This window comes from Salinivibrio sp. AR647 (assembly GCF_001995415.1).
GTDB classification, from domain to species: Bacteria; Pseudomonadota; Gammaproteobacteria; order Enterobacterales; family Vibrionaceae; genus Salinivibrio; species Salinivibrio costicola.
In genome coordinates, this window is record NZ_MUFE01000003.1 from 28,237 (window position 1) to 45,559 (window position 17,323).

Genomic DNA, 17,323 nt, shown 5'->3' on the forward strand with positions numbered 1-17,323 from the left:
CCTTTTATTTATTCACCGTCTTCCATCGGCTCGCTTTCTTCTTGAATTTCGAGCAAGGTCGACGCAATGGCGACAAAGTCACTATCAGTAATGATCCCAACAAGGCGTTGATTTCTAATCACGGGTAAACACCCTATTTTACGCGCTAACATTGATAATGCTGCGGCACGTAACGACGCCTCTGGCGCGACGGTGACAAGTTGCTTATCGGTAAATTGTGCGAGTGGAGTATGGATTTGATGATCGCCATTGGTTGCTCTTCCTAAAGACGATGCCTGGGCTGAAAGCACATCGCGCTGGGTAACTAGCCCAAGCAAGCGTTCATTATCATCGACGATGGGTAAGTGACGGAAGCGTTCCGCGCGCATTAAGCGGTGGGCATCATCAAGCGTATGATCCGGACTCAGTGTATGTGGATGGCGAGTCATCATATCATCAACGGTAAACATGGCACCTCCTTGTTATCAGTGCACAGGATTAATTTAACTGTAGTGCACTTGGCACGGGGTGGACGTGATACACATCAATTATCTGCGCGAGGCTATTATCCGCAAAAGGCTATTATTCGCAAAAGGCAATGATCTGCAAAAGGACATCATCCACGAAAGTTAATCATCCGCCAAAGTTAATCATCCGGCAAAGGCTTCAAACGTAAATATCGCCATGCTATTAATGCGCACTGAAACGATTGCCTGCTTCGCTCGCTTGATATTCACGGTGGGCTACCTATACTAGCGGCCTGCTTTTTATCTAGGCAAACGTCATGCAATTATCCGATTTTCACTTTGAACTCCCTGATGAGTTGATTGCGCGCTATCCACAGCCGGATCGCAGTGCAAGTCGCTTATTGTCCCTTGATGGCACCAGCGGTGAGGTAGCGCATCGTCAGTTTAAAGATATCCTCGAACTGGTTGAACCTGGGGATTTGATGGTGTTCAACAACACACGTGTGATCCCTGCACGCGTGTATGGCCGCAAAGCCTCGGGTGGAAAAATAGAGGTGCTGGTGGAGCGTGTGCTCGACGAACGTCGTTTCCTTGCCCACGTGCGCGCGTCTAAAGCGCCAAAACCCGGTGCTGAATTATTCCTCGGTGATGACGGACAGATCCCGGCAGAAATGGTGGCACGCCATGACGCCCTGTTCGAAATCCAGCTAAACAGCGATAAAGGCGTAGTGGATACACTCAACGACATCGGCCATATGCCGTTGCCGCCGTATATCGACCGTCCTGATGAAGAAAGCGATAAAGAGCGTTATCAAACCGTGTATAACCAAAAACCTGGGGCGGTGGCTGCACCAACGGCGGGATTACACTTTGATGATGCCATTATGGCAACGCTCAAAGAAAAAGGCGTCAATATTGCCTTTGTTACTTTGCATGTGGGCGCCGGAACATTCCAACCGGTTCGGGTCGACAACATTGAAGAGCACATCATGCATGCCGAGTATGCTGAAGTGCCTCAAGAGGTGGTCGATGCGGTCAATCAAACGCGTGCACAAGGTAAACGCGTGATTGCGGTGGGGACCACGTCAGTACGGTCATTGGAAAGTGCAGCACAAGCGGCGAAGCAAAAAGGTGAACCACTGGCGCCATTTTTTAATGACACCCAGATTTTTATCTATCCCGGTTACCAGTGGCAGCTAGTGGATGTGCTTGTCACCAATTTCCACTTGCCGGAATCAACCTTGATCATGCTGGTGAGTTCTTTTGCCGGCTACGAACATACCATGGCCGCTTATCGCGCGGCAGTTGAAGAACGCTATCGCTTTTTCAGCTATGGCGATGCCATGTTTATAACCCGTCAGCAACAACCTGATTAATTAAGTTCACGCGAAGCCTGGCTTCGTGTGATCTAAGCTTGCGGCAGGGTAAACCTTGTTAGCATAAGACACACGCCAGACTGTTTCTCTGGCACTGAGGAGGATTCGTGGAATACGAACTAAAGAAAACCGATGGACGCGCCCGCCGTGGCCGTTTGATTTTTGAGCGCGGCACGGTCGAAACCCCGGCATTTATGCCCGTGGGGACCTATGGCACCGTAAAAGGCATGACCCCTGAAGAAGTGAAAGGCACCGGGGCTGAGATCTTACTCGGTAATACCTTTCACCTATGGTTACGTCCGGGGCAAGAAGTTATGCGACTGCATGGGGACTTGCATGACTTTATGCAGTGGCATGGCCCTATTTTAACCGACTCTGGTGGCTTCCAAGTTTTCAGCTTAGGAGATATCCGTAAAATCACTGAAGAAGGGGTGCATTTTCGTAACCCGGTTAACGGTGATCGGATTTTTATGGATGCGGAAAAATCCATGGAGATCCAATACGACCTTGGCTCAGACATCGTGATGATCTTTGATGAGTGCACCCCGTATCCTGCGACGCACGCTGAAGCGAAAAAGTCGATGGAGATGTCACTGCGCTGGGCCAAGCGTAGCCGCAATCATTTTGACAAACTTGGTAACAAAAATGCGCTGTTCGGCATTGTGCAAGGTGGTGTATACGAAGACTTACGCGATGTGTCGATAGAAGGCCTAACTGAGATTGGCTTTGATGGTTACGCCGTTGGCGGGCTTGCCGTCGGTGAGCCAAAAGAAGATATGCATCGCATTTTGGAGCATACCTGCCCGCAGTTGCCGGAAGACAAACCCCGTTATCTAATGGGAGTGGGTAAACCGGAAGACCTCGTGGAAGGGGTGCGTCGTGGCGTTGATATGTTCGATTGCGTGATGCCGACCCGAAATGCCCGAAATGGTCACCTATTTATTACCGGCGGTGTGATCAAGATCCGTAATGCGAAACATAAAAGTGATACCTCGCCTTTGGATCCAGAGTGTGACTGTTACACTTGCCGCCATTATAGCCGTGCCTATCTTTACCACTTAGACCGTTGTAATGAAATCCTCGGTGCGCGACTCAATACTATCCATAACTTGCGTTATTATCAGCGCGTCATGGAAGGTTTGCGTAACGCGATTGACGAAGGTAGATTAGATGCCTTTGTAGCGGATTTCTACGCGCGTCGTGGCAAGGAAGTGCCACCGCTCGATTGATTTCGAATTCAACAACTAAAACGAGGACGTGATTGAATGTTTATCTCACAAGCTCACGCAGCGGCTGAAGCCGGCCCACAAGGTGGCGGTATGCAGCTTTTTATTATGCTTGGTCTCTTTGCGGTTATTTTCTATTTTATGATTTATCGCCCGCAATCTAAGCGTGTTAAAGAGCATAAAAACCTAATGGCATCCATGAGCAAAGGAGACGAAGTACTGACCGGTGGTGGTTTGGTGGGTAAAATCACCCAAATTGCTGAAGACAATGACTTTATTGTTATTGCTCTTAACGACAATAACGAAGTGACCATTAAAAAAGACTTCGTGACGGCAGTACTGCCCAAAGGTACTATCCAGTCTCTCTAATTCTCGCAACCATAAAGGATGCATGCTGTGCTAAACCGTTATCCTTTGTGGAAGTACATCATGGTGCTAATAGCCTTGGTTATTGGCATCGTGTATGCGCTTCCCAATTTATACGGTGAAGATCCAGCAGTACAAATTTCCGGGGCGCGTGGCGCCTCGGTAGATATGACTGCGCTGGACTCCATCAAACAAACCCTCGAATCCAACGATCTCTCCTACCAATCCATTGCACTTGAAGACGGCACTGTCTTGGCTCGCTTTAAAGACACTGAATCGCAAATCAGTGCTCGTGATGCGTTGATGTCTCGCTTTGATAGCAATAACTATGTGGTCGCATTAAACCTGGCGCCAGCGACCCCTTCTTGGTTGGACGCCCTTGGCGCAACACCAATGAAATTGGGACTCGATTTACGTGGCGGGGTACACTTCTTAATGGAAGTGGACATGGACGCTGCGCTAGAAAAGTTGATTACCCAGCAAGAAGACAGCTTTCGTACCGATTTACGTGAAGCGCGCATTCGCTATCGTGGTTTACGTGTCGAAGATAACACGCGCGTAATGGTTAACTTGCGTAACGCAGAAGACACCAATAAAGCGCTCGAGCTACTGTCGAACAATTATCGGGATATGAACTTCTCGATTGATGAAGACGACGGTACCTTAACCGCGGTGTACAAAGAAGAGCGATTAAAAGAAATCCGTAACTACGCGGTGGCGCAAAACATCACTATTTTGCGTAATCGTGTCAATGAGCTCGGGGTCGCAGAGCCTTTGGTCCAACGTCAAGGTGCGAGTCGCATCGTGGTTGAGTTGCCAGGTGTGCAAGATACGGCCCGAGCAAAAGAAATTCTTGGCGCGACCGCGACCTTGGAATTTCGTGAAGTCGACCAAGATGCCGATTTATCTGCAGCGATGGCAGGGCGTGTTCCGCCCGGTAGTGAGCTAATGAGCTCGCGTGACGGGCGTCCTGCAGTATTGAAAAAGCGGGTCATCTTAACCGGTTCACACATCACAGACGCCAGTTCATCACGTGATGAGTACAGTCGCCCACAGGTAAATATCTCGCTCGACAGCGAGGGCGGTGACAAAATGTCTGACTTCAGTAAGCGTAACATTGGCGAGCTGATGGCAACGGTGTTTGCTGAATACAAAGACAGTGGTGAGCGTGACGAAAATGGCAAAGTGATCTTGGAAAAACACGAAGAAGTGATTAACCAAGCGACCATTCAATCGGCATTAGGCCGTGACTTCCGAATTACCGGGATCGACTCAGCAGCTGAAGCTCACAACCTTGCGTTATTGCTACGTGCCGGTGCGTTGATTGCGCCCATTTCGATTGTTGAAGAACGCACCATAGGTCCATCCATGGGGCAGCAAAACATCAATATGGGTATACAAGCCTGTTTATGGGGCCTCGTTGCAGTCATGCTGTTTACACTGGTGTATTACCGCCGCTTCGGCTTGTTTGCTAACTGTGCTTTGTTCGCGAATATCATCTTGATTATTGGGATTATGTCGCTTATTCCAGGCGCCACCATGACGCTACCGGGCATTGCCGGTATTGTCTTAACCGTGGGGATGGCGGTGGATGCTAACGTGCTTATTTTTGAACGTATTCGAGAAGAGCTGCACGAAGGGCGTAGTCCACAACATGCGATTGATCGGGGTTATTCCAACGCCTTTAGTACCATTGCCGATGCTAACATTACCACGCTGATTACGGCGATCATCTTGTTTGCTGTGGGTACTGGCGCAATTAAAGGTTTCGCGGTGACACTATCGATTGGTATTTTGACCTCCATGTTTACCGCTATCGTGGGAACGCGTGCACTGGTAAATCTTGTGTATGGCGGCAAGCGCGTCGAAAAACTGTCGATTTAAGGGAGCCCAAGCATGTTTCAAATATTTAAACCGGACATGTCGATCAACTTTATGCGTTGGTCTAAAGTGGCCTTCGTGTTCTCGATCTTCATGATTGCGGCGTCTGTGGTCACCTTATCAACCAAATGGTTGAATTGGGGGCTCGATTTTACCGGCGGTACCTTGATTGAAGTCGGTTTTGAACAACCGGCTGATCTTGCCCTAATCCGTGATTCGTTATCCGCTGAAGGCTTTGGCGATGCGGTGGTGCAAAACTTTGGTAGCGCCACGGACGTGATGGTTCGGCTGCGCCCACGTGATGACATGGAAGGTGAAAACCTCGGTAATGAGGTACTGAATGCCATCAAAGCCGGTACCGGTGATAACGTCGAGATGCGCCGCATCGAATTTGTCGGCCCCAATGTCGGGGACGAGCTGACCGAAGCGGGTGGCTTGGCAATCATCATTGCATTGGTTTGTATCCTGATCTATGTCTCGTTCCGTTTCGAATGGCGTCTAGCTTCCGGTGCCGTCATGGCGCTGGCTCACGATGTGATTATTACGCTGGGGATTTTCTCTCTGTTCGACGTGGAGGTGGATCTCACTATCGTCGCTGCTTTGCTGACAGTCGTGGGCTACTCGCTTAACGATACCATTGTGGTGTTTGACCGTATTCGTGAGAATTTCCGCAAGCTTCGTAAAGGCGAGTCAGACGAAATCATCAATGCGTCTGTTTCACAAACCCTAAGTCGGACAACCATTACTTCAGGCACTACCTTGTTTGTGGTGATTTCGCTCTTTACCTTGGGTGGGTCGATGATCCATGGGTTTGCCATGGCACTGTTGATTGGTATTACCGTCGGGACATACTCATCGATTTATGTCGCTTCGGCGCTGGCCTTGAAACTCGGTATTGCGCGCGAGCACCTCTTGATCCCTGAAGTGGAAAAAGAAGGGGAAGAGTTCGACGCGATGCCTTAACCACGCTTGCCCTGCGCTTAGAGTGGGGCTATGCAGTGACCAAGTGGCGAATTGTTTACAAGCCGTCATCTTCTTCAGGCACAAAAAAGCGGCGCTCATTGAGCGCCGCTTTTTATTAATATCTTATCGGTGTCTTTATTTTTTCATCGACTCAGGCGCGTGTTCGCGAACTTTGGCGAGCATACCTTTCACCACACGTGCGCCACCGCTGACAATATTGCCAGAGCGCATGTAGTCGGTACCGCCGTTAAAGTCAGTGCAAATGGCACCCGCTTCGCGCGCAATTAACTCACCCGCAGCCAGATCCCAAGGCTTAAGGCCCAGCTCAAAGAAACCGTCAACACGGCCCGCGGCAACGTAGCAAAGATCGAGCGCTGCCGATCCAGTACGACGGAAGTCAGCACAATCGACAAACAACGCCCCAACAACGGCGATAAAGCCTTCAGCGTGCTGTTTAGCTTTAAACGGGAAGCCGGTCGCTAAGAGGGTGCCGTCAAGCTCTTTGGCGCTGCCAGTACGGATACGTTTGTTATTGAGTTGTGCGCCAGAACCACGTTGAGCGGTAAATAGCTCATTGCGGATAGGATCGTAAACGCAACCAATTTCTGTACGGCCTTTAATGCGTACAGCAATGGAAACGCAGAAATGCGGGAAGTCGTTAATGAAGTTAGTGGTGCCATCCAGTGGGTCGATGATCCATTGATAATCGCTATCTTTGCCTTCCGCCACGCCTGACTCTTCGCCAACGATGGTGTGGTCCGGATATGACTTTTTAATAATATCGATAATGATTTGTTCCGCCGCTTTGTCGACATTAGTGACGAAGTCATTACTGCCTTTTTGTGCGGTTTCGATGTTGTCTTTGTTTTCTGCAGATTTAGCGATAAAATCGCCAGCCTTCCGTGCAGCACGGACGGCGATGTTTAGCATCGGATGCATACGGTTTTCCCAACGGATGTTAAAGAACGAAAGCGGGGCGGAGTATAACAGAGCCAGAGCAAAAGGAAAGTGGGTATTTTTTAACCGTCAATAAGCGCGTGTTCTCTGCTAAATATGACGCCAGCCGCAGGCTTAGCTGAGAAGTATTATCGATTGCACTGTGATAAACTGCGCAGATCTGACAGACCGCTGCCCATCCCATCCAAGATGGACAGAGCAAGAGACGAAAACAACATCATGCTAGATCAAATTCGCGTTGTATTAGTAGGCACGTCCCACTCCGGAAACATTGGCTCAGCCGCCCGAGCGATGAAAGTCATGGGACTGACCAACATGACATTAGTGGCGCCTGGCTGTGAAGTAGACGGTCAAGCCATTGCCTTAGCCGCAGGGGCCAGTGATATTGCCAATAACGCGAGAGTGGTGAATACGCTTGAAGAAGCGGTGGCCGATTGTGGCCTAGTGATAGGCACCAGCGCAAGAAGCCGAACATTAGAATGGCCGATGCTGGATGCGCGAGCGTGCGGCCAAAAAGCCATTCAAGAAGCCGCAACACATCCGGTTGCCATCGTTTTTGGCCGAGAGCGAACTGGCTTAACCAATGAAGAGCTGCAAACATGTCACTATCATGTTTCGATTCCATCCAATCCAGACTACAGCTCTTTGAATTTGGCCATGGCTGTGCAAACGCTGTGTTATGAAATGCGTGTCGCCTGGTTGGACAGTCAAGCCTATCAAGGCCCAACCCTTGAACAAGACTATCCGCTGAACCAAGATTTGGCGCGTTTTTATACGCACCTCGAAACGGTTCTTACTAAAACAGGGTTTATCCGTACTCAGCACCCTGGCATGGTCATGACAAAACTACGTCGCTTATTTAATCGCGCGCGCTTAGAGAGTCAGGAACTCAATATTTTACGAGGCGTGCTGTCTTCGGTGGAAAAGGTGACCAAACAGGCGGCATCGAGCGAGCAAAATACCGATAATCACTCCCCACGTTGATCCTTTCAAATGAGGCGTCGTACACCTTGGTGAAAACTTGACAAAAATACTCAGGTAAATACTTGACCAAAACACTCGGGTATGTAACCATTTGAGCATCTATTCACCACAGGTAGCGTGTTATGAGATTGACTTCGAAAGGCCGTTATGCGGTTACCGCCATGCTCGACGTGGCGCTTCATGCCGAGCAGGGCCCTGTGCCCCTGGCGGACATCTCTGAGCGTCAAGGCATTTCCTTGTCTTATCTTGAGCAACTTTTTTCACGGCTCCGTAAGTCGGGACTGGTCAGCAGTGTTCGTGGTCCAGGCGGTGGTTATCGTCTCGGGATAGCAGCCAACGAGATTGCCGTTGGCGCGGTGATTGCCGCGGTTGACGAATCGGTGGATGCGACAAAATGCCAAGGTAAAGCAGATTGCCAAGGCGGAACCCGTTGTTTGACACACACCTTGTGGCACGACTTAAGTGCCCGTATTAGCGGTTTTCTAAACGACATCACGCTCGGTGAGCTGATGCATGATAACGAAGTGAAGCAAGTAGCAGATCGTCAGGATGCTAAACTGGACGCCTCATTGGCGCCAAGAAACACGTTTAGCTCGAAGGTCAAACAAGATAGCGCCACCATAGGCGTGAACGTTCGCTCCTGATGACCAATGTCGGTGTAATTGGAGAAAAACATGAAATTGCCCATATATTTTGATTATTCAGCCACGTGTCCGGTTGATCCGCGCGTTGCTGAAAAAATGAGTCAGCATCTGACCATGGACGGGGTCTTCGGTAACCCAGCCTCTCGCTCGCACCGTTTTGGTTGGCAAGCAGAAGAAGCCGTTGATACCGCACGCGAAAACATTGCCGACTATTGCAATGCCGATCCGCGTGAGATCGTGTTCACCTCTGGCGCGACGGAATCAGACAACTTAGCCATTAAAGGCATTGCCAATTTCTACTCGAAAAAAGGCAAGCACATCATTACCTGCAAGACCGAGCACAAAGCGGTACTTGATCCATGCCGGCAGCTAGAGCGAGAAGGCTTTGAAGTCACCTACCTCGACCTAGAAGAAAACGGCTTAGTTGATCTGAAAAAGCTAGAAGCGGCGATGCGTGATGACACCATTTTGGTTTCTATCATGCACGTGAATAACGAAATCGGCGTGATTCAAGACGTTTCGGCTATCGGCGAATTATGCCGCGAGCGCAAAATTATGTTCCATGTGGATGCTGCACAATCTGTGGGCAAAGTGCCTTTAGATGTGAAAGAAATGAAAATTGATCTGATTTCTTTCAGCGCGCACAAAGCTTACGGACCAAAAGGCATCGGCGCTTTGTATGTTCGCCGTAAGCCACGGGTGCGTATTGAGGCGCAAATGCACGGTGGTGGTCACGAGCGTGGTATGCGCTCAGGCACCTTACCGACCCACCAAATTGTGGGTATGGGTGAAGCCTTCCGTATCGCTAAAGAAGAGCGTGAAAAAGATTTTGAACATGCACTTGCGTTACGTAATCGCTTTTATGACGGCGTCAAAGATTTAGAAGAAGTTTACGTTAATGGTGATTTGGAGCAGCGCGTTCCACACAACTTGAACGTGAGCTTTGCCTTTGTTGAAGGTGAGTCTTTGTTGATGGCGCTAAAAGATCTGGCGGTATCGTCTGGGTCGGCGTGTACATCAGCAAGCCTTGAGCCTTCTTATGTTCTTCGTGCGCTAGGACGCGACGATGAGCTAGCACACAGCTCACTACGTTTTTCATTTGGTCGTTTTACTACTGAAGAAGAAGTGGATTACGCGATTGAAAAAGTCCGTGAGGCCGTGAACAAGCTGCGAGAAATGTCACCACTTTGGGACATGTACAAAGACGGTATTGATTTAAGTACCGTTGAATGGGCGCACCACTAATACGAAAAACGCGCCAACTGGCAACAGTGAGCAATCATATTGAGGAAACAATTATGGCTTACAGCGAAAAAGTAATTGACCACTACGAAAACCCACGTAACGTTGGCTCGTTTGAAAAAGGCGATCCATCCGTCGGTAACGGCATGGTCGGTGCCCCTGCATGTGGCGACGTCATGAAGCTACAAATCAAGGTGAATGACGAAGGCATCATCGAAGACGCTAAATTTAAAACCTATGGCTGCGGGTCAGCGATCGCATCGAGCTCGTTGGTCACCGAATGGGTAAAAGGCCGTTCGATTGACGATGCCGCTGCAATCAAAAACTCTGAGATTGCGGAAGAGCTTGAGCTGCCACCGGTTAAAGTCCACTGCTCTATCTTAGCGGAAGACGCCATTAAAGCAGCAGTTAGCGACTACAAGAAAAAACACCAGCAGTAAAACGAAGGGGTTGTTGATACTATGGCTATTACCATGACACAAGCGGCATCAGATCGCGTAAGAGCGTTTCTAGACAACCGTGGAAAGGGCATTGGCTTGCGTCTTGGCGTACGGACGTCAGGATGTTCTGGCATGGCCTATGTCATTGAATTTGCTGATGAGCTTCAAGAAGGTGATCAGGTATTCGAATACGATGACGTCAAGGTAATCGTCGATGGCAAGAGCTTGCTCTATCTCGAAGGGACAGAGTTAGATTTTGTCAAAGAAGGCCTAAATGAAGGTTTTCAGTTCAACAACCCTAACGTCAGTAGCGAATGTGGTTGTGGCGAAAGCTTCAACGTGTAATACGTGAGAGCACATGAATCATTTTGAACTCTTCGGGCTACCGTATCAGTTTGAGCTGGACGGTAGCTCGCTTTCTTCAACGTTTCGGGAACTGCAACGCCAGTATCACCCAGATAACGTTGCTAGCCAAGACGATAAAACGCGTCTTCAGGCGGTGCAGAAAGCCTCGCAAATTAACGATGCGTTTCAGACGTTGAAAGATCCCGTTCGACGCGCTGAATATATGCTGACGTTACAAAGCATTGATATAAAAGACGAACAGCAAACGATGCAGGATCCTGAGTTCTTAATGCAGCAAATGACACTGCGTGAAGAACTGGAGTCGATCACTGATAGCCAAGACGATGCTGCGTTATTTGATTTTGGCGCAAAAGCACAAGCGCTTTATGATGCCTTGATCAAAGAGGTTAAGCAGGCACTCGCTGCTTCTCAATGGCAAGAGGCGGCAGTGATTGTGCGCAAGCTTAAGTTTGCAGAGAAGCTTTGCTCCGAAGTGGAGCGCGTCGAAGATCAGCTGATGAGCTGATCGGCACTATTCGCCTGTCAACGCAGTAAAGTTTAAGGATTAGACATGGCACTGTTACAGATTTCAGAGCCCGGTCAAAGTGCCGCGCCGCATGAACACAAGCATGCAGTCGGCATCGATTTGGGTACGACCAACACTTTGGTTGCCACGGTACGAAGCGGTGTCGCAACCACCTTGAACGATGAACACGATCGATCACTGATCCCGTCGGTGGTCCACTATGGTGGTGATGCCATTTCAGTGGGTTATGATGCCCTTCCTCATGTGCAAACGGATAGTGCCAACACCTTGGTATCGGTCAAGCGCATGATGGGACGCTCTTTGGATGACGTCCAGACACGTTATCCGCAACTTCCTTATCGGTTTTCACAAACTGAAAATGGCCTGCCACAAGTCGAGACACGACGTGGTGCCATCAACCCAGTTCAAGGCTCGTCCGATATTTTGCGGGCGGTACGTGAACGTGCAGAAGTCAGCTTGGGTGATGCGCTTGAAGGCGTGGTGATCACTGTTCCAGCTTATTTTGATGATGCGCAGCGAGCAGGCACCAAAGATGCCGCGACACTCGCGGGCCTGAATGTACTCCGTTTACTCAATGAGCCAACCGCAGCGGCCATTGCTTATGGGCTCGACTCGGGCCAAGAGGGCGTGATTGCTGTGTATGATCTCGGGGGCGGGACCTTCGATATATCGATTCTCCGTCTCTCCCAAGGCGTGTTTGAAGTCATGGCCACCGGGGGCGATTCAGCACTAGGTGGGGATGATTTTGACCACCTGCTCGAGCAATGGATCTGTGATCAAGCCGGGTTTGAAACCCTCAGTGGTGATGAGCGCCGTACGGTGCTCCACGCAGCGACACAGGCTAAAATCGCATTGTCTTCCTCCGCCACTACCGACATTGACGTACTCGGTTGGCAGGGTACGCTGACACGTGACACCTTTGATGCCTTGGTCGCCCCTTTGGTTAAAAAGACCTTGATGTCGTGCCGTCGTGCGCTTAAAGACGCCGGCGTCAGTGCCGATGAAATCCTAGAAGTCGTGATGGTCGGCGGGTCAACCCGGGTACCGGCCGTTCGCCATCAAGTCGGCGACTTCTTTGGTCGTGAACCGTTAACCAGTATCGACCCAGATAAAGTGGTCGCGATAGGTGCCGCAACACAAGCGGATATTTTGGTCGGCAATAAGCCCGACTCTGACATGTTGTTGCTGGATGTGATCCCGCTTTCGCTCGGTATTGAAACCATGGGCGGCCTGGTAGAAAAAATCATTCCACGCAATACCACCATTCCTGTGGCGAAAGCCCAAGAGTTCACCACGTTTAAAGACGGTCAAACCGGCATGAAAGTGCACGTGGTACAAGGTGAACGTGAAATGGTGGATGATTGCCGCTCGTTGGCGCGTTTCTCCTTAAAAGGCATTCCACCGATGACCGCGGGGGCAGCCCATGTCCGCGTGACCTACCAAGTGGATGCCGACGGTTTGCTGTCTGTGTCGGCCATGGAAAAGTCGACTGGTGTGGCCTCGTCGATCCAGGTTAAACCGTCTTACGGGCTCAATGATGACGAAATCGCCAACATGATCAAATCATCATTTACCCATGCGGAAGAAGACAAAGATGCCCGCTATTTGGCGGAGCAACGCGTTGAAGCCGATCGGGTGATCGAAGGCCTACTGGTCGCCATGCAACAAGACGGTGACACCTTGCTCGATCATAATGAGCAACAAGCGCTCGTGAACGAAATTGAAACATTGATCGCGCTGCGTAACGGCGATGATGGCGCTGCCATTGAAGCGGGAATCAAAGCACTAGATAAAGCCAGCCAGACCTTTGCGGCACGTCGTATGGACAAATCGATTCGTAATGCGTTGGCCGGTCAATCCATTSATGAGGTGTAATCATGCCTAAGATTATTGTTCTGCCGCACCACGAGTTATGCCCAGAAGGTGCGGAACTGGAAGGGAAAGAAGGGGAGACCGTCCTCGATGTGGCGCTAAAAAATGGCATTGGCATCGAGCACGCGTGTGAAAAGTCTTGCGCGTGTACTACCTGTCACATTGTGGTTCGCGAAGGCTTTGACTCGCTCGACGAAAGTGATGAGCTTGAAGATGACATGCTCGATAAAGCATGGGGACTTGAGCCAGAGTCCCGCTTGGGCTGTCAGGCGAAAATTACCGATGAAGATCTGGTGGTCGAAATTCCACGCTACACCCTAAACCATGCAGCGGAAAATCATTAATCTAATGCTGTAACGGACGGAGAAGCAAAATGAGTTTAAAATGGACGGATTCACTCGATATTGCGATTGAGCTGTGTGACGCTTACCCAGATGTCGATCCTAAAACAGTACGTTTTACCGACTTGCATCAATGGATCACTGAACTGGATGACTTTGACGATGATCCTGAGCGCTCGAATGAACGGATTTTGGAAGCGATCATTATGTGCTGGATGGATGAGCAAGACTGAGGGCTAGCTCTCGTGAGTGATTGATAATACTTGTGTTATTGTCACCGGCTCGGCACAGTATCGACGGCCAAATAGATTTATTACCAAAAGCGGGCCCATCGGTTCGCTTTTTTTTATTCCACTGGGTGCCATGTACTCAACGTACGCTGCCCAGTCAAACACGCTGTACAGTAAAAAACAGCGCGACAGTACAAGGAGTACAAAATGTCAGAAACATTAAAAGTAACCCTGTCGCATCAGCCGGCAGCCGCGCAATGGGGCGATAATGCGCTGGTCTCTTTTGACGCCGATAAAGCGCTTATCCATGCACCGAGCGACACCAATCAACGAGATAAGGTGCAACAAGCCGCGCGTAAACTCGAGGGACAAGGTGTCCCTGCACTGACGCTGACCGGCGAGCATTGGGATCTTGAATTAGTGTGGGCCTTTTACCAAGGGCTTCGCGGTCCTAAAAATAAAGTGGCTTTTGCGCAAGCGGTCTTAAATGACACAGACACCAAGGAGTTCGAACTTCGGCAAACTGTTGGTGACTGGGTGCGCGATATTATCAACCAACCGGCAGAAGAAGTCGGTCCGCATCAGTTGGTGGCCCGCGCAGGGGAATTTGTAAAATCGATGGCACCGGAGCCGGAGCATGTCACTTACAAGATTATTTCAGGCACGGATCTGTTAGAAAAAGGCTGGCACGGCATCTATACCGTTGGACGAGGCTCTGCCCGTAAACCGACCATGTTGCAATTGGACTACAACCCGACCGGCGATCCGGATGCACCGGTTTATGCATGCTTAGTCGGAAAAGGGATCACCTTTGATTCGGGCGGCTATAGCATCAAAGGCTCAGATTTTATGACCACCATGAAAGCCGATATGGGTGGCTCGGCAACCGCGACAGGCGCATTGGCGATGGCAGTGGCGAAGGGCCTAAATAAGCGCGTGAAATTAGTGCTTTGCTGTGCAGAGAACATGATCTCAAGCAGTGCCTACAAGCTAGGTGATATTATCACTTACAAAAACGGCGTGACGGTTGAAGTATTGAATACCGACGCCGAAGGACGCTTGGTGCTCGCGGATGGTTTAATGTATGCCAGTGAGCAAAAGCCTGAACTCTTAATTGATTGCGCCACCCTGACGGGCTCAGCAAAAGCCGCATTGGGTAACGATTATCACGCATTGTTTAGCTTTGATGATAAGCTCGCCCATCGTACCCTTGAGGCGGCACAGCAAGAGGGTGAAGGAATGTGGTCTCTCCCTGTGGCTGAATTCCATCGTAAGTTACTGCCTTCTTCATTTGCTGATATTGCCAACGTATCGACAGGCGCGTACATGCCAGGTGCGAGCACGGCCGCCGCGTTTTTATCGTATTTTGTCGAAGATTACCAAAAAGGCTGGATGCACATCGACTGTTCGGGGACTTATCGTAAAGCCGCCAGTGACAAATGGGCGGTCGGTGCCACCGGGATGGGCGTGAAAACCTTGGCGCGTGTGTTATTGGATGAAGCCAAATAACCTCATCAATGAATCGGTGAGGTGTTAACGAATTTTTTGTGTGAGTTAACGCTTCACCGCATTGGTGATAGGGGCAGACAATAAAGTTTGCTAGGGTAAGCGCGTTGTTGCTCCTAGTGAGCCTGATTTAGACAGTAAAAGGACAAGCGAATGACCATTGAACGCACTTTTTCTATCGTCAAACCTGATGCCGTAGAGCGTAACTTGATTGGTACGCTTTATCAGCGTATCGAAAGTGCTGGCTTACGCATCGTGGCAGCGAAAATGTTACACCTTAGCAAAGAACAGGCTGAGGGGTTTTATGCTGAGCACCAAGGTAAACCTTTCTTTGCGTCCTTAGTCGAGTTTATGACCTCTGGACCGATTATGGTGCAGGTGTTGGAAGGTGAGGGTGCCATTAACCGTTATCGTGAGTTGATGGGCAAAACTAACCCTGAAGAAGCGGCTTGCGGGACATTGCGCGCTGACTACGCGGAAAGTATGCAATATAACTCCGTACATGGCTCGGATAGCCCAGGCTCGGCTGAACGTGAAATTGCGTATTTTTTCACCGCGGATGAGATTCATCCTCGTTGTTAACGCAAAGACGGATATAAAAGGTTTATAAAGAGGCGCGAGCCTCTTTTTTGTTTTGTTCTTCTCCTGCCTCTTACCTGAATAACCACGCTCATAGAGAGTGGAAAGTGTGATCTAAAGCCTGTACAATTTCGCGCCTTAAGCGCGTTCCGAACAGGGATCTTGACTAGATTCAAGGTGTATTCACTCGAGAACGCCAGGCCAATACCCGTGTCTTACCATATAGCTAGTTTTTACGAGGCAACCCCAATGACGACAGAGAAAGTTAATCTGCTTGATTTTGACAGGCAAGGATTGCGTGCCTATTTCGCCGATGAACTCGGTGAAAAAGCCTTCCGCGCTGACCAAGTCATGAAGTGGATGTATCATTTTGGTTGCGATGACTTCGATGAAATGAACAACATCAACAAGAAGTTACGTGAAAAACTCAAGCTTGTCGCCGAGGTTAAAGCCCCTGAGGTGAGTGAAGCGCATTACTCAAAAGATGGCACCATTAAATGGGCGATGCGAGTGGGCGGTCAAGATGTGGAAACCGTGTATATCCCTGAAGATGACCGGGCGACATTGTGTGTTTCCTCTCAGGTTGGTTGTGCGCTCGACTGCAAATTTTGCTCGACCGGTGCGCAGGGTTTTAACCGTAATTTGCGGGTTTCTGAAATTATTGGCCAGGTTTGGCGTGCCGCAAAAGAAATTGGTATCGAAAAAGAAACCGGACGCCGTCCTATTACCAATGTGGTGATGATGGGGATGGGCGAGCCGTTGCTGAACATGAAAAACCTGCTGCCATCACTCAACTTGATGCTCGATGATAATGCCTATGGCTTGTCGAAGCGTCGTGTCACGGTATCGACTTCCGGTGTGGTGTCTGGCTTGGAGCAGATGATTGGTAAAATTGATGTTGCGCTAGCGATTTCACTGCACGCGCCGAATGATGAACTGCGTAGCCAAATTATGCCGATTAACGATCGCTGGGATATCGACGCTTTCTTAGATGTGGTACATCGTTATATTGAAACCTCGAATGCCAACCGTGGCCGTGTCACGGTTGAATATATTTTGCTCGATCATGTGAATGACTACATGGAGCATGCGCGCCAACTCGCAGAGCTGTTAAAAGATACACCGGCGAAGATTAACCTGATCCCATTTAACCCGTATCCTGGATCGCCATTCAATAAACCAAGTAACTCTCGTATTGATAGGTTTATGAAAACCTTAATGGAATACGATTTTACGGTCACGGTGCGTAAAACGCGCGGCGATGATATTGATGCGGCGTGTGGCCAATTAGCCGGAGACATTGTCGACCGGACAAAACGCGCCGAAAAGCGACTGGGTGCGCAGGAGGTGATCCCTGTTCGACCCGTCTAGCATTATA

At 49.7% G+C, this 17,323-nt stretch carries 19 protein-coding genes; 17 read left to right on the top strand and 2 right to left on the bottom strand.

The features are described 5' to 3' along the window. Positions 1-8: 8 nt before the first annotated feature. The gene (locus BZG76_RS04075; RefSeq protein ID WP_077460260.1) at positions 9-449 is read right to left on the bottom strand and encodes a CBS domain-containing protein; all 441 of its coding nucleotides are present in this window, start codon (positions 447-449) and stop codon (positions 9-11) included. Between the two features lie 314 nt (positions 450-763). On the opposite strand from BZG76_RS04075, the gene queA reads away from it, so the two are divergent. The 5 genes from queA to secF all read left to right on the top strand — a co-directional run bounded on the left by queA (position 764) and on the right by secF (position 6,258). After that, positions 764-1,822 carry a tRNA preQ1(34) S-adenosylmethionine ribosyltransferase-isomerase QueA gene (gene queA / locus BZG76_RS04080; RefSeq protein WP_021022910.1) on the top strand — a complete coding sequence of 353 codons (1,059 nt, stop codon included), beginning with the start codon at positions 764-766 and terminating at the stop codon, positions 1,820-1,822. A gap of 107 nt (positions 1,823-1,929) precedes the next feature. Next, positions 1,930-3,051, top strand: coding sequence for a tRNA guanosine(34) transglycosylase Tgt (gene tgt, locus BZG76_RS04085; protein ID WP_077460261.1), 1,122 nt, complete (start codon positions 1,930-1,932; stop codon positions 3,049-3,051). A 36-nt stretch (positions 3,052-3,087) separates the two neighbouring features. Then, positions 3,088-3,417, top strand: coding sequence for a preprotein translocase subunit YajC (yajC, locus tag BZG76_RS04090; RefSeq protein WP_021022912.1), 330 nt, complete (start codon positions 3,088-3,090; stop codon positions 3,415-3,417). 27 nt (positions 3,418-3,444) lie between these two features. Continuing rightward, the gene (secD, locus tag BZG76_RS04095; RefSeq protein WP_077460262.1) at positions 3,445-5,298 is read left to right on the top strand and encodes a protein translocase subunit SecD; all 1,854 of its coding nucleotides are present in this window, start codon (positions 3,445-3,447) and stop codon (positions 5,296-5,298) included. Positions 5,299-5,310: 12 nt separating this feature from the next. After that, positions 5,311-6,258, top strand: coding sequence for a protein translocase subunit SecF (gene secF, locus BZG76_RS04100; RefSeq protein WP_021022914.1), 948 nt, complete (start codon positions 5,311-5,313; stop codon positions 6,256-6,258). Between the two features lie 135 nt (positions 6,259-6,393). Here the strand turns inward: secF and suhB are convergent, their stop codons facing one another. Beyond that, positions 6,394-7,197: an inositol-1-monophosphatase gene (gene suhB / locus BZG76_RS04105; protein WP_077460263.1), complete on the bottom strand. Its 804-nt coding sequence runs from the start codon at positions 7,195-7,197 to the stop codon at positions 6,394-6,396. A 237-nt stretch (positions 7,198-7,434) separates the two neighbouring features. On the opposite strand from suhB, the gene trmJ reads away from it, so the two are divergent. The 12 genes from trmJ to BZG76_RS04165 all read left to right on the top strand — a co-directional run bounded on the left by trmJ (position 7,435) and on the right by BZG76_RS04165 (position 17,316). Continuing rightward, complete coding sequence (trmJ, locus tag BZG76_RS04110; protein ID WP_021022916.1) at positions 7,435-8,199, top strand: tRNA (cytosine(32)/uridine(32)-2'-O)-methyltransferase TrmJ; 765 nt, start codon at positions 7,435-7,437, stop codon at positions 8,197-8,199. 122 nt (positions 8,200-8,321) lie between these two features. Beyond that, positions 8,322-8,843 carry a Fe-S cluster assembly transcriptional regulator IscR gene (gene iscR / locus BZG76_RS04115; protein ID WP_021022917.1) on the top strand — a complete coding sequence of 174 codons (522 nt, stop codon included), beginning with the start codon at positions 8,322-8,324 and terminating at the stop codon, positions 8,841-8,843. Positions 8,844-8,873: 30 nt separating this feature from the next. Beyond that, positions 8,874-10,088, top strand: a complete 1,215-nt coding sequence (locus BZG76_RS04120; RefSeq protein ID WP_077460264.1) for an IscS subfamily cysteine desulfurase — start codon at positions 8,874-8,876, stop codon at positions 10,086-10,088. Positions 10,089-10,141: 53 nt separating this feature from the next. Then, positions 10,142-10,525, top strand: coding sequence for a Fe-S cluster assembly scaffold IscU (gene iscU, locus BZG76_RS04125; protein WP_025744586.1), 384 nt, complete (start codon positions 10,142-10,144; stop codon positions 10,523-10,525). Positions 10,526-10,546: 21 nt separating this feature from the next. Continuing rightward, positions 10,547-10,870, top strand: a complete 324-nt coding sequence (gene iscA / locus BZG76_RS04130) for an iron-sulfur cluster assembly protein IscA (RefSeq protein ID WP_021022920.1) — start codon at positions 10,547-10,549, stop codon at positions 10,868-10,870. Positions 10,871-10,883: 13 nt separating this feature from the next. Beyond that, positions 10,884-11,396, top strand: coding sequence for a co-chaperone HscB (gene hscB / locus BZG76_RS04135; protein WP_077460265.1), 513 nt, complete (start codon positions 10,884-10,886; stop codon positions 11,394-11,396). Between the two features lie 45 nt (positions 11,397-11,441). After that, positions 11,442-13,292: a Fe-S protein assembly chaperone HscA gene (hscA, locus tag BZG76_RS04140; RefSeq protein ID WP_077460266.1), complete on the top strand. Its 1,851-nt coding sequence runs from the start codon at positions 11,442-11,444 to the stop codon at positions 13,290-13,292. Positions 13,293-13,294: 2 nt separating this feature from the next. Further along, positions 13,295-13,633, top strand: coding sequence for an ISC system 2Fe-2S type ferredoxin (gene fdx, locus BZG76_RS04145; RefSeq protein WP_077460267.1), 339 nt, complete (start codon positions 13,295-13,297; stop codon positions 13,631-13,633). Positions 13,634-13,662: 29 nt separating this feature from the next. Further along, complete coding sequence (iscX, locus tag BZG76_RS04150) at positions 13,663-13,863, top strand: Fe-S cluster assembly protein IscX (RefSeq protein WP_077460268.1); 201 nt, start codon at positions 13,663-13,665, stop codon at positions 13,861-13,863. 204 nt (positions 13,864-14,067) lie between these two features. Next, positions 14,068-15,369: an aminopeptidase PepB gene (gene pepB / locus BZG76_RS04155; protein WP_077460269.1), complete on the top strand. Its 1,302-nt coding sequence runs from the start codon at positions 14,068-14,070 to the stop codon at positions 15,367-15,369. A 150-nt stretch (positions 15,370-15,519) separates the two neighbouring features. Then, positions 15,520-15,948 carry a nucleoside-diphosphate kinase gene (ndk, locus tag BZG76_RS04160; RefSeq protein ID WP_021022926.1) on the top strand — a complete coding sequence of 143 codons (429 nt, stop codon included), beginning with the start codon at positions 15,520-15,522 and terminating at the stop codon, positions 15,946-15,948. Positions 15,949-16,194: 246 nt separating this feature from the next. After that, positions 16,195-17,316: a bifunctional tRNA (adenosine(37)-C2)-methyltransferase TrmG/ribosomal RNA large subunit methyltransferase RlmN gene (locus tag BZG76_RS04165; RefSeq protein ID WP_021022927.1), complete on the top strand. Its 1,122-nt coding sequence runs from the start codon at positions 16,195-16,197 to the stop codon at positions 17,314-17,316. The last annotated feature ends 7 nt before the right edge of the window (positions 17,317-17,323 follow it).